We start from the raw sequence: 13340 nt of genomic DNA, 5'->3' as shown, positions 1-13340 counted from the left end.
GAGAAGTGAAGGCTTCTCCTGTGTATATTTACCACCTTAATATCAAACAAGACTACTCACGTAAACCGTCATATTATGCACAAAATGGTTGCCAAACGGCGTAAATATCAGCATAAACAGCGTGATATTGACAATAATTGTTAACCATAAAATCGCTTTAAATGGCTGTTTCTGAGATTTATGGCGCAGTATTTTTTGAGCCCATAAAGCACCTGGCCATCCTCCCAACACAGCTAATAAATGTAAGCTTGCTTCCTTGGTGCGCCATGCGTCTTTTTGAGCGGCACGTTTATCATGTGCATAAACAGCAAACGTGACAATACTTAGGCAAATATAGCCCATTAAAACCCAATATGGACAGCGCGCTAACCACACCCACCCTGCCACTAATGCCAAAAATAGAACGCTGAAACCTTGTGCTTTACTCATGGGTGCGGTGTATTTATCCATGCTTGAATGTGATTTAACAAACCGAACCGATTTGGCTGCGATTTTACCGTTTTGGCGCGTGCCAAGTTGATAATAAACACTTTCATTAATTCGTGGGCGACTTTGGCGATCAGCTAACGCACTCACATGAAAAAAGATATTATCTCCTCCTGCTTGAGGTCGAATAAAACCAAATCCTTTTTGATGATTCCACTGCACAATTGTGCCTTTATCGTTCATTTTTTTTACCTGTGGTTTTACACTGAAAACAGATTAACGGCTTTTTATTAACCATTATTCTATTGTAATGACTGTTACCACCCGATTTGGGCGTTATAAATTACTTTTTTGGTATCAGGTTAATATTTTTGTCATTAAAAATATTGCGATTGTTGAGTAGCGTCAAAATAGTGAATACAATGCTGTGCATAATGGCGTATTTTAACTTTCAAAAATCATCGCTAACAGTGACATTATACTTATCTATATTGCTCTGTATTTGCTAATTGCGACCGCTCATCTCATCAATTAGGTTAACTATGTTTAAACGTTTTGAAAATTTTACAGAAGCATTTCCTAAGCAAGATCCTGAGCAACCACCACAAGGGATTATCGCTTTTTGCCGTTACTATAGCCGTGGGTTTGAAAAGCCACTGCTGATAATGGCTATCCTCAGTGCCACCGTCGCCATTCTCGAAGTGGTTTTATTTGGGTTTATGGGCAAACTGGTCGACTGGCTTACAGAAAGTGATCCCCATACATTTCTCGCTCAAAATGGCACTAGCCTGTTTTGGTTAGGCTTGGTTATTTTAATATTGATGCCAACATTGGTACTGATTTCATCCCTGATTACGCACCAATCGTTGCTGGGTAACTACCCAATGTCGATTCGATGGCTAGCACACCGTTATTTACTTAAACAAAGTGTGTCGTTTTATCAAGATGATTTTGCTGGTCGTATTGCGACTAAAGTGATGCAAACATCACTTGCTGTTCGCGAAACAGTAATGAAAACCGCCGATGTATTTGTTTATGTCTCAGTTTATTTTACCTCATCATTAGTCATTTTAGCGCAGGCTGATTGGTTATTAATGTTACCAATGCTATTTTGGCTAGCGGCTTATGTTGGTATTCAACTTTATTTTGTACCCAAACTTAAACATATTGCGGCAGAACAAGCAGATGCACGTTCAACCATGACCGGCTCAATTGTTGATAGCTACACGAATATATCAACGGTTAAATTGTTTTCTCATGATCAACGTGAGACTGAGTATGCCGAAAAAGGTATGCAAGGGTTTCTTGCTACCGTCCATACTCAAATGCGATTAGTTACAGGGTTTAATTTCTGTGTTCAACTCACCAACTATACGCTGCTATTTGCCATTTCTGCGTTATCTATTTATTTATGGATGCAAAGCGCAATTCAAGTCGGTGCGATCGCGATTGCCATTAGTCTTGCGTTGCGTATTAACGGCATGTCAATGTGGATCATGTGGGAAGTCGGCGCATTATTTGAAAATATAGGTACGGTAGTGGATGGTATGAAAACCTTATCGAAGCCAATTGCGATTGAAGATGATGCCGATGCTAAGCCTTTAGCAGTAACCCAAGGCGGGATTGAATTTGATGATGTAAGCTTCCATTATGGCGAAAATAAAGGTGTTATCAGTCATCTTAACCTCAATATTAAACCCGGTGAAAAAGTCGGTTTAGTCGGGCGTTCTGGCGCAGGTAAATCAACCTTAGTTAACCTACTTCTGCGTTTTCATGATGTGGAAGGTGGTAAAATTCGTATTGATGGTCAAGACATTAATGCCGTTACTCAAAACTCACTGCGCAGTAATATTGGCATGGTGACCCAAGATACTTCCCTATTACACCGCTCTATTCGTGAAAATATCGTCTATGGCAAACCAGATGCTGATGATGAAACCTTATTTGCCGCCACTCGCCAAGCGCAAGCGCATGAGTTTATCGAAACCCTTACCGACTCTTTTGGTAATGTTGGCTACGATGCACAAGTGGGTGAACGTGGGGTTAAACTGTCAGGCGGTCAACGTCAACGAATTGCTATTTCACGAGTATTACTTAAAAACGCGCCAATCTTAATTTTAGATGAAGCAACCTCGGCGTTAGATTCTGAGGTTGAGGCCGCAATTCAAGAAAGCCTTAATGAGCTAATGCAAGGTAAAACAGTAATTGCGATTGCGCACCGCTTATCTACCATTGCTGCGATGGATCGGTTAATCATTCTTGATAAAGGCCAAATCATTGAGCAAGGCTCTCATGCTGAGTTATTGCAGCAAAATGGTATTTACGCACAATTATGGGCGCACCAGACCGGTGGCTTTATTGGCGAGCAGGATATTTCTGACAGCGTTGATGATTTGAATCAAAATATATAGTTGTATTTAATATTCTCTAACACCAAGCCGCTGATTTAGCGGCTTTTTTATTTTTAAATATAAGCTAATTGAGGCTATTCAGAAGCGTTTGGTGGTTAATGTAATGACAAAGTCGCTTGGTGATTACGATACGACAGAATCGCTTGGTGCTCACATACGAGCTAGCCAAATGACCAGCTTGATGTTGGACAAAAGCGAGTTACGCACTTTGCTCTATTTTGGCTGGTAAGTATTAGGAAAAGTAGGGATAACGCTCAATTAAGGTGTGAAGCACGCAACCACGACTTTTAATTTAACCATCGTAATCACTGAACTTAACTAAAACCAAAAGTGCCAACCGTGCTGAATCACTCTTGAATTATTTGTTATAGCTAATGGAGCGCTACTCTGACTTAACTTTCTCTCTACGAATTGATATTTTTATATCTCTACGCTCGATTTTCTTATTCAGCTGCAATACATGTTCTTTGGCTTTACTCATCAAATATGAGTGGAACAATTTTATGGAGAATAACTTTTTGATTATTCCCCCCTTGTATTCACACCACCCTTCTAGTAAAGCCTGATCACTATCAATTTCTAATTTTTCAACCGTTAGACCTTCGCTGCGGTAAGGCAAAAAATAACGCGGGTCATTATTCCTAAAGTGATTTCCTGAACCATTGAAGTCATAGAGTACATTGGCATTGTTACAACCATATGCGTCATAGCTAACAGGCTCAGATACCTCTCCGCCCCAAATAAAATGTAACCTTACACCACGAGCTCTAGGTTGAGTATTTGCATTTTCGCCCAACACACCGAGGAAATTCATACCTCCATCATAACCACCGTACTCATACATAGATTTGTATCGAGTAGACTCCAAGATATCAAAAGCAATTTTTACGCTTGTAATATGGATAAGCTCAACCACTAAATCGTACCTCTTCTATTTTTTCATTAACACAATTTAATTCAATCTATTATAAGGAACAGGCCATCACTGAGCTATAACGCCCTGTTAATAGGCAAATTTTGCTGGGTTGATTTTTGCCTGCGGAGCAGAAAAGCAAAAAGCGATACAGCAAAATTTGTCCTTATTTAACAGATTGTTAGATTGCGACTTGTTCATGATTGTTTTACCAAATACTGCTCTAGTAACGCATATAAATCGTGTGGATACTCATAAAACTGGTCATCCAATTCACCTAAGAATTCGTCATATTGATCGCCTAAACACTGCAGTTGTTTTGACCTCAAAACGTGATCTCGGCTCGGTCCATTTTCACCAAAGATGGAATTCGCTTTTTCAGTAATTTCTGCTGTTTTGGGAGCTCCTATAATTCGCAGTGCTTGTGGCACATAATAGGCTAAGTCTCCTGCAGAGTTATAGTAGAATTGATCAAATCCACCATTGTTCACTTCCGCTTCAAGAGCAAATATAGATGCTACAACCTTATCTTGTTCGGATAACGCATCCATACCATTTAATCCTAGTTTTTCAAGTGCCTCTTCGAAGGCTGATTCGACGATTTCACTCATAGCAATCTAACGCCCTGTTAAGGTGTGAGCAACGCATTACAAGAGCCGCCGCAAACCACCTTAATCACTTAAACCAACGCATAGTAAAAATGCCACGCGTTGCGAATCACTCTTAAACAGATTGTTAACTGACTTTGGCGGAAACTTATTCTTGGTAGAAGCTTACAGAGGATGGGAGTTTACTTAGGTCAACCCGGTCATTGTGTTGGCCACTACGCCGCCTGAAATACCGATTAGGGCGGAAGATAGATGAGAATTTAGTGAGCCGGTTGTAGTGTTGGTTTTTTTCATGGTAGTCACCTTTGAAGTTGAAGTTGATAGGAAAAACACGAGTGTTATAGCCAATAATAAACAAACAACAGCGACTAGTGGACCAATTACAACTGAACCGATGGAGACCCCAGCAATAGCTGACCTAAGTAAACTGTTCACAAGGTAACATAAACAACTGTTTTTGAATAGTTAATTCTAGTACGCAGTCAGTTAACAGTATATTAATAAGCATTCTTACTTTCGCGCAAAAATACACGCATAAACAACCTTTATCATACTAGATATAATCTATATATATCATGAAGTTGATAACAATTTTTCACGCCTGACTCTCAATAAGAGGATGTGATAAGTAAGAAATGTATTTAATCAGTCTTATTAAATACAAACTGAAATGTTAAATGATATAATTTTCAATTGGTTATGATTCCACTTCTGTTTTTAACAAGAAATATTTCTTATTAAAAACAGAACTAAAGCGATAAAATCAACACGTTTCATTATAACTGTTTATATATACAGCAAATAAAACTAATCCAAAATCACATTAAAAAAAAATGAATGAGTATTTGATCTAACTCGTTTTGGGGCATTTATGTGTTGGGAAACATGGGACAGCCATAATTTTCATGAGGTCTATCCGTGATCTATTCAGCCCGTGTTTGAGCATTAAAGAAGCCAGCGAAAACAATAGCTCTGCAACGCGTGGATGGTAGATTCCCTATCGCCCTCGCGGGCATTCACTGTAGGGAATAACGGCATTTGAACTCGAGCATGTGTTGTTGATAATGGCAACAACGAGATAAAAAGTTATGGGTATCTATTCTTTGGCATACCACCTTTTTAACTAGTTGAAAGTCGAGCATAAGTAAGTGCTAATTCAATTACAGGCATTGGAAAACGCTGCTCTTCACGAATACCATTGAAAGAAGGTAAATAATTAAAACCCTTTTCAGAAACGATTTTCTCGCAAAGTGCGATTACATAGTTCACTTCATTTATGGAGATGTTAAGAGAAGATAAAACATCAGCCACATCGTAGAACTCATATTTAGGTAAATTAGCGGATTCAACCGTAACCAAACGCTCCCCCAATAATTGAATTTTTTTATCTTGTCCTTTGATTGTATTGCTCTGCTTACCCACTTTTTCATCCAGTTTCTCGAACTTTTCTTTTGAGTTGCGAATAAACTGGCTTAGAAGCTGCGATTGTTTGGCTTGTTGATCAGCTAGTTGAAGGATTAGATCGTCATCAGAAACTTCTGGTGGTGGATAAACACCATATTTTCTGATTGATGGCATAACTTCCTTTATGACCCAATTTTGGAACTTCTTAGCACCAGAGCTATTGGATTGAAGAGCAACTCGGTAGACACCAGGTTCACTAACAAAATAGTCCGTTCGCTCAACACCATTTTCAATAATGTTTTCCATAAAGCGCTCATCATCCTCAAGTGAAGACAAACAAGCTCTCAAAAATGAAGTTTGATCCGAAGTTGCCTTACCATCTAGATGTTGCGATTCCTTTGAAATCACTCGAATTACATCAGGTAGCAAGAACAGTGTTTCACCATTTTTCTGTAGCGTTTTTATTTCAAGTTCACCCATGGAACTTGGGTACAACAAAACATCAAACATTCAATTTCCTCATTGATTGACCTAGAAAAACAAAAACACAGGACAGCCAAATCTTTACTTTAAAAAATCAACACGTGTAAGTTGATTCCTATCGTCCTCAGTATCATTCTTTATTAGGAATGGCAATATCTAGGCGAAATTATTGATGTCCATTATTTTTTCGATAATAGTCTATTTAAACTATAAGTATCATGACGTTGGTTGCATTTTTGAAAATGAAGAAGTGATGGCTATCCGTGATCTATTCAGTTCGTGTTTGAGCATTAAAAACACCAGCGAAAATAATAGCTTTACAACGCGTGGATAGTAGATTCCCTATCGCCCTCGCGGGCATTCACTGTAGGGAATGACAATATTTGAATACAGGCATGTGTTATTGAGAATGGCTGCAGCGAAATAGAAAGTTATGGGTGTCCATTCTTTTTTGTGATCTATTCAGCCCGTGTTTGAGCATTAAAAACACCAGCGAAAATAATAGCTCTACAACCCGTGGATGGTAGATTCCCTATCGCCCTCGCGGGCATTCACTGTAGGGAATGACGATATTTGAATACAGGTATGTGTTATTGAGAATGGCTGCAGCGAGATAGAAAGTTATGGGTGTCCATTCTTTTTCTGTTAAGGAAACATGGGACAGCCATATATTTTTATAAGAACTAACCGTGATCTATTCAACGCGTCTTTGAGCATTACAAACACCAACGAAAATAATAGCTCTACAACCCGTGGATAGTAGATTCCCTATCGCCCTCGCGGGCATTCACTGTAGGGAATGACAATATTTGAATACAGGCATGTGTTATTGAGAATGGCTGCAGCGAAATAGAAAGTTATGGGTGTCCATTCTTTTTCTGTTAAAGACACCAGCGAAAACAATAGATCTACAACGCGTGGATGGTAGATTTCCTGAAAACAAAAAAGCGTTAGCATATTCTAGTATGCTAACGCCTTAAATAAATCGCACCTCATGTTACGTATTACGTACATGTTTAGGTTTAATGATCTTTAACCAATATTGCAGTCAGTGCAGCTTTGCAATTCAATTTCGTGTTCAAAAACAGCAACATCGCTACCATCTTCAAATAATTCAGCGATTTCTTGTGCGACTTCTTGCTCATCTTCTGCTTTTACTTGATCAGCAAGTGTTTCTTCTGAGTAACCATAGAAATTTAACAATAAGTAATCACGGACTTCATCTTTAGTACAAGTCACGTTCACCACAAGCTCTGAGTTAACATCGCCCTGCGCAATCATCGCCGCTATTTGTGCGACTACATCTTCTTTCATCGTCGCTGTTAACCAACCAAGATCAGTACTTACTGTGGTTTTATTACAGTTAAAACAAGGAAGTTGATGAAAGTAGTATTGAAAATTAGTCATAGGTGATTTCTTCTTTAAATATTGTAAGCCAAGATTATGAGCGTTTTCTGGCAAAATACTACTGCAATAACTATTGAAAGCACGATTAACCTGAATAATTAACAGCAAACAAGATGATTTACTTAGAGCCGCAACTCAAAATATTAGTTACAGGGTCACTTAATGGTGCTTTTATTCACATTAATAAAATACAAACCAATACCAAATATTCCCCATTGCAGTGAATCGTACAAAAGGTTATCTAATACAATGTCTGAGTGTACTGTGCTCACAGCCAGACTTATAACAATAAGTACAAAGCCAATTACATTCCATGTTGTTTTCGTTAGCTTGAAACATTTCATCGATATTGGTGCAATAGTGATCACAATCGATAGACTCAATAACACATTCAACAGTAATTTTGCCCAAAAGCTATCCCAAATAACGTCCATCCCCCTCCCTCTGCTATATCTACAAGCACATGTATTTCAGTTTTCCATTTACCGATTAATTGATATACCAGACCACTGCGGTTTACGAATATAAACAGAGATTATTGGGTGTTCAGTTTACAAAATGGTTAAATTAGCTGCTCTACAATGTGAGTTACAATAAATTTGTGATGTTGGTATAAAAAACCATCGACTCATATTTGATTACGCAAAAAAATAAACTCTCATTATAATTAGTTAACAGTTAATCATAATAATGTTAATAAAACTTAATGGGGGATGAATAAGTCATTGACTTAATATACCTAAAGGAGAATCTAATGTTGCAATAGCGTAACTTGAACCCCTTTACAGTCAGACGTAACATGCGCACACCTTTATTTGAGAGGACACCGCTTTGAACACACCCAGTCGATACTGGAATGAGATTTTTCCACGTTAATCTGTCCTCCAGCGCTTTTAAGTGTGAGTTGACAATGTTTAACTGTCAGCATGCATTATTCCTTATATTCGTTGCTTTTGCTTAAATCTTAGTATTCCAGTTTTCATTGGTAGATGCTGTTTTATCAGCCTCAAACCGTGTTTTTAAGTGTTCTTTATATCATCGCCATTAGTGGAGATATAAGACATGCTGAATGCATTCACATTAAACGATTTACGTTTACAACGTTTAGATTTAGACGCCCAAGATCCTATCTCATCAGCATTATGGGTTGATCTCATCGACCCCAATCAAGAAGAACGAGAGCGCGTACAACAAGAGTTAGGACAAGGTCTTGCAACACGCCCTGAACTTGAAGATATTGAAGCCAGTGCGCGTTTTTTTGAAGATGAAGACGGCCTCCATATTCACTCCTTCTTTTATTCTGAAGATATGGAAGATTATGTCAGTAATGCCACCGTCGCTTTTACCATTCGTGATGGACGTTTGTTTACGTTACGTGAGCGTGAGTTACCAGCATTTCGACTTTATCGCATGCGGGCACGTACACAGCGATTACAACAAGGTAATGCTTACGAGCTACTTTTAGATTTATTTGAAACTAAAATAGAGCAACTTGCAGATGTAATTGAAGATATTTATAGCGAATTAGAGTCTATTGGTAAAACTATTTTACGTGGTAAGCCTGGTGAAAATTTTGATAAGGCCTTATCACACCTAGCAGAGCAAGAAGATGCTGGCTGGAAAATTCGTTTATGCTTAATGGATACTCAACGCGCATTAAGCTTCTTAGTACGCAAAGCCCGTTTACCAGAGAGTGAATTAGAACAAGCACGTGAGGTATTACGTGATATTGACTCTTTACTACCCCACAATGAGTCTTTATTCCAAAAGGTGAACTTCCTGATGGATGCTGCAATGGGCTTTATTAATATTGAGCAAAACCGCATTATCAAAATATTCTCAGTGGTATCAGTAGTCTTTCTACCGCCAACATTGGTTGCATCAAGTTACGGTATGAACTTTAAGTTTATGCCTGAACTTCATTGGGAACTTGGCTACCCCTATGCATTATGCCTAATGGTATTAGCAGGTTTTGCACCTTATCTATTCTTCAAACGTAAGGGGTGGCTATAAGCTACACGTAATCATTGTTATAACGACATTATTTACAAAAAAGAACCCTACTTCAACAGCAGGGTTCTTTATTATTTATCGCCAATATTCACTGACTGATAGTGTAAATAACGTTATTTGTTAACCGTTATAATTGTGGCGTCAGACCAAGTTTTTCTAACACTAGCTTAAAGTTAGCTTGACGCTCTTTGGCATTATGCACTTCGCCAGTCGAACATACTGAATCTGGACAACCACGGTTTACAATACCTGACACATCATCAATAAACTCAGTCCCTTTTAGGCCACTATCAACGTACTTTTTCAGTTCGTTATAGTAGTTCCAATCAGCATATTGACCACCTTCATCAGAATATGCCTGTACCGATGTTACCCAGTAGAATAAGCCTGCAATCCACTTAATTTCTTTATTTTCTTCAGAGCTACAAATTAAGCCTGGATTTGAACAGAAATCAAGATCAGCATACAGTGGGTTTGCCGGTGGTGCTTCAACGGTAACACCATCAATAGTTTTACCAATTGTCGCAGGATCAACATGTGAACGACCTAAATAATGGTTAAGCGTACCGAAGTTCTGACGGCCTGTCGTTTGAATAACACCACGTCCCCACCAGCCACAACCTTCAACACTTTCTTGGCTGCTACCATCCCAGATAAACGTACCTGCTTGTTGGCCAACGTAAGTCTTACAAGTATCACGTTCCCAAACTTGCTTAGAAGTATCTACTTTTTCTGGCACATCGTTACAGTGACCATTATTTGTCCAACGACCAACCGCACCATTTACTAATAGGCCACGCTCTTCAAGCACTGCATCTGGTGCTGCAAATACTGGAGCTGGCGCGCCATACCATTTAGCATGCGTTAGTGCGCTCACTTCCATCTTGTTATCACGAGGACAAGAGTAAGCATAATCTAAGCCTGAATTAGGGTTTACACCGTAATCTGCATATTTCTGGCCTAACTGACCACAACTTGCAGACATTGGGTAATCTGCTGGTGCACCGTATTTTACTTCAGACCAGTTATTCTCATCACAGGCGTTATAACGAATAGTCTCTTGCATGCTTTGCGCTAAGAATGCTGCAATCGCTACTTTTGCATAGATAATGTTGGTTGCATCATCTGCTTCATCATTTAATAACCAGAACTTATTACCAGCAACACCAATATTGTGCATTGCATTTAAGCCATCAAGGAAATCATTCCACTTATAAACGGTAGATGGGATCCATTGTGACTGTGGCGTTTCGTAAAGGAATGCTTCATTATCCATTACATCAGCAGCACTGGTCAGCTGTTGGTTCAATGCTTCTATACGAGTTAGTGAGCCTTTTTCTAGCTCTTTGCCAACATAATACAGTGGCACTTTAGCAGCTTGGTAAGATTCAATTTGCGCGGTTAAATTAGCGCTGTTTTTATCAAACAAAATAGCAAAAATATTACTGTAAGCTGCTTTGCGGATTTTCTGCTCTGAGGTTGCATTCCCCATAAAATAATTAGCAGCTTGATCTGTCGGCATATTTGCTAACATCGCAGGCGTTTTTACAAAATCAGTGACTTGCTTAACGTATTCTAGCGCATTGTGCCATTGGTCATTTGACAAGGCAGCAGTTGCACTTGACTTAGTAAAGACCACAAAATCAGCTTTGGTTGCACTATCTGCTGTATAAAGTGCAAGCTTATTTAATAAATCTGCACTGTAATTAGATGCTGCATTCCACACTGACTGACGACCAGAATGGGTATCAAAAGCAAAATCACCGATTGATAATGACCAACCAAATGGCGCTTGTGGTGCAACAGTTGATACGATCAAGTTGTGTGCTTGTGCCCAACCTTTTAGATCATTGCTTAGTGCATTGATCGCATCAATATCAATTTTACTGCCGGTGCTATCAGCAGCCTTAATTAACGCTTCTTTAACCGCAATAGTCGCAGCCAATAGATCTTTATCTTGAGTCGCATTATCAAGTACATCACTACTAATAATAACTGATGCAGTATTAGCTTTATTCGCTTGTTCAATAACAGTAACAAATGCCGCGGTTAGCTTATTAACATCGGCAAGATCAGCACTGTTCGCTGTCGCAATAGTCATTGTTTCAGGTGCAATTGTTGATGGACTTGCCACTACAAACGTATTTGGCCAACCCGCTACTTCCAAACGAACAGGATCCATTGGATTTGGCAATGAAAGCACTGGCGCAGTACCTGGCTCTGAACCATCACAATTTAAGTGTAATGACCATGAAGCGTCACTACCCGGTTTGGTTTGTGTCCAATAAACTGCCGAGTAAGCAATATTATTATGAACCATAATATCGCCACCAGTTGCATGATCGCCACGCGTCCAGTCAGGGTAAACATTAAACTCTTCACACAATCCACCCGGCGGCGTTACTGGCGGCTCAACGGTTTCTTCTGTAACTGTGATAGCTAAACTAACACTAGAAGAAAGTGCTTGGGCATCAGTTGCGATAGCATTCAGAGTAATATTACCTGTTTGCGTTGGTTGCCAATCACATGCAAATGCTGTTGTTGTTGCAGCATCAAAGGTACAAATTTGTTGGTTATTTGCGTTAACAACCACTTTGGTTAAATCATTATCAACATCAGAGGCATTAATAGAAATAGAAACAGTGTCCGTTTCTTTAATGATTGAACCGTTGGTTGGTGTTACAAATGCGACAACTGGCGCAGTAAAATCGTCGTTACCTTCAGCTTCTACGTTTACAGCAACAGATTGTTGTTCGATTTTTTGGTTATTTTTATCAAACACAAAGATATTAATTGCAGCACTGCCCGCTTCCGTTGGTGTCCAAGTTTGCGAGTAAAGCTCAGTAGTTTGATCAATTGCTTTTTCAGCCAACTTGGTATTATTAATCCAAAACTCAACTTTTGATGCTAATTCACCATCAATACGTGCCTTAATGACAACCGCTTCGTTAGCTTTTAATACTTGGCCTGCAATTGGAGCAAGAATCGATAGTTCGGTTTCTTCTGGCTCAGGTGATGGCTCGTCAGTACACTCTGTTAATGACCAAAACCATGAATCAGTTGTTGGTATTTCCCATATACTTGGGCTATTTTTAGCGATAAAACATTGGCCATCATATGACACAACATCGCCATTATTAACTTGGGTTGTACCCGGAATAAACGGAATAATAGTGTCAGGCTCTGGATTTGGCTCAGGCTCTGGTTCACCTGAACACTCAGCAGTGTCCCAAAACCATGAATTGATACTTGGCGAGTCCCAAACACCAGGGCTATTTTTAGCTATGTAACACTCACCATTAAAAGACACCATAGTGCCATTTTGAACTTTTGTTTCTCCCGGAACAAAAGAAATAACGTTGGTGTCAGAAGCATATACATTGCTGCTCAGTATTACACTGAATATAGCCGCTGTTATTTTATTTATTTTTTTCACTTTACTTCCTAAGTATGTCCACTCATTTCAACGAAGCTAACACTCTCATCCTCATAAGTATTGATAGTTGCATTCCGTACAACCAACTTATATTTAGCGTTTTGTTTCACTAATGAAGTGTTATTAATCAATATGATACCACCCATATAATATTTTATTATATGTTATATTAATTATACTAATGGTTATATGTAACAGTTGATTAATTTACGTAAGCTATGTAACGGCAATAGGAGCAG

The 13340-nt window shown here is 38.9% G+C and carries 9 protein-coding genes; 2 read left to right on the top strand and 7 right to left on the bottom strand.

Annotation, left to right across the window (positions count from 1 at the left end; genetic code table 11):
- Positions 1 to 42: 42 nt before the first annotated feature.
- Positions 43 to 669 (bottom strand): DUF1294 domain-containing protein, encoded by a 627-nt coding sequence (locus PAND9192_RS05575; protein WP_087852933.1) that lies wholly within the window; start codon positions 667 to 669, stop codon positions 43 to 45.
- Positions 670 to 968: 299 nt separating this feature from the next.
- Between PAND9192_RS05575 and PAND9192_RS05570 the strand changes: the two genes are divergently transcribed.
- Positions 969 to 2837, top strand: coding sequence for an ABC transporter ATP-binding protein (locus PAND9192_RS05570; protein WP_087852932.1), 1869 nt, complete (start codon positions 969 to 971; stop codon positions 2835 to 2837).
- Between the two features lie 382 nt (positions 2838 to 3219).
- Here the strand turns inward: PAND9192_RS05570 and PAND9192_RS05565 are convergent, their stop codons facing one another.
- From PAND9192_RS05565 to PAND9192_RS05545, 5 genes are all read right to left on the bottom strand, one after another.
- Positions 3220 to 3753: a hypothetical protein gene (locus PAND9192_RS05565; RefSeq protein ID WP_087852931.1), complete on the bottom strand. Its 534-nt coding sequence runs from the start codon at positions 3751 to 3753 to the stop codon at positions 3220 to 3222.
- 194 nt (positions 3754 to 3947) lie between these two features.
- The gene (locus PAND9192_RS05560) at positions 3948 to 4361 is read right to left on the bottom strand and encodes a DMP19 family protein (RefSeq protein WP_087852930.1); all 414 of its coding nucleotides are present in this window, start codon (positions 4359 to 4361) and stop codon (positions 3948 to 3950) included.
- 1116 nt (positions 4362 to 5477) lie between these two features.
- On the bottom strand, positions 5478 to 6272 hold the full coding sequence (locus PAND9192_RS05555) for a BRO-N domain-containing protein (protein ID WP_087852929.1): 795 nt from the start codon (positions 6270 to 6272) through the stop codon (positions 5478 to 5480).
- 1005 nt (positions 6273 to 7277) lie between these two features.
- Positions 7278 to 7652, bottom strand: coding sequence for a hypothetical protein (locus PAND9192_RS05550; protein WP_087852928.1), 375 nt, complete (start codon positions 7650 to 7652; stop codon positions 7278 to 7280).
- Between the two features lie 155 nt (positions 7653 to 7807).
- The gene (locus tag PAND9192_RS05545; protein WP_087852927.1) at positions 7808 to 8086 is read right to left on the bottom strand and encodes a hypothetical protein; all 279 of its coding nucleotides are present in this window, start codon (positions 8084 to 8086) and stop codon (positions 7808 to 7810) included.
- 628 nt (positions 8087 to 8714) lie between these two features.
- On the opposite strand from PAND9192_RS05545, the gene corA reads away from it, so the two are divergent.
- Positions 8715 to 9665 carry a magnesium/cobalt transporter CorA gene (gene corA / locus PAND9192_RS05540; RefSeq protein WP_087852926.1) on the top strand — a complete coding sequence of 317 codons (951 nt, stop codon included), beginning with the start codon at positions 8715 to 8717 and terminating at the stop codon, positions 9663 to 9665.
- Between the two features lie 127 nt (positions 9666 to 9792).
- On the opposite strand, the gene PAND9192_RS05535 is transcribed toward corA, so the two are convergent.
- Complete coding sequence (locus tag PAND9192_RS05535) at positions 9793 to 13101, bottom strand: Ig-like domain-containing protein (RefSeq protein WP_159458209.1); 3309 nt, start codon at positions 13099 to 13101, stop codon at positions 9793 to 9795.
- Positions 13102 to 13340: the final 239 nt, after the last annotated feature.

It is taken from the genome of Photobacterium andalusiense (assembly GCF_900185625.1).
In the GTDB taxonomy this organism is placed as follows: Bacteria; Pseudomonadota; Gammaproteobacteria; order Enterobacterales; family Vibrionaceae; genus Photobacterium; species Photobacterium aquimaris.
The sequence above is the reverse complement of the archived record's forward strand: the minus strand, read 5'-3'. Positions and strand labels throughout refer to the sequence as shown.

Coding starts and splice junctions, on each gene's coding strand:
- PAND9192_RS05575 (WP_087852933.1), bottom strand. CDS start 669: ATGAACGATAAAGGCACAATTGTGCAGTGGAATCATCAAAAAGGATTT.
- PAND9192_RS05570 (WP_087852932.1), top strand. CDS start 969: ATGTTTAAACGTTTTGAAAATTTTACAGAAGCATTTCCTAAGCAAGAT.
- PAND9192_RS05560 (WP_087852930.1), bottom strand. CDS start 4,361: ATGAGTGAAATCGTCGAATCAGCCTTCGAAGAGGCACTTGAAAAACTA.
- PAND9192_RS05555 (WP_087852929.1), bottom strand. CDS start 6,272: ATGTTTGATGTTTTGTTGTACCCAAGTTCCATGGGTGAACTTGAAATA.
- PAND9192_RS05550 (WP_087852928.1), bottom strand. CDS start 7,652: ATGACTAATTTTCAATACTACTTTCATCAACTTCCTTGTTTTAACTGT.
- PAND9192_RS05545 (WP_087852927.1), bottom strand. CDS start 8,086: ATGGACGTTATTTGGGATAGCTTTTGGGCAAAATTACTGTTGAATGTG.
- corA (WP_087852926.1), top strand. CDS start 8,715: ATGCTGAATGCATTCACATTAAACGATTTACGTTTACAACGTTTAGAT.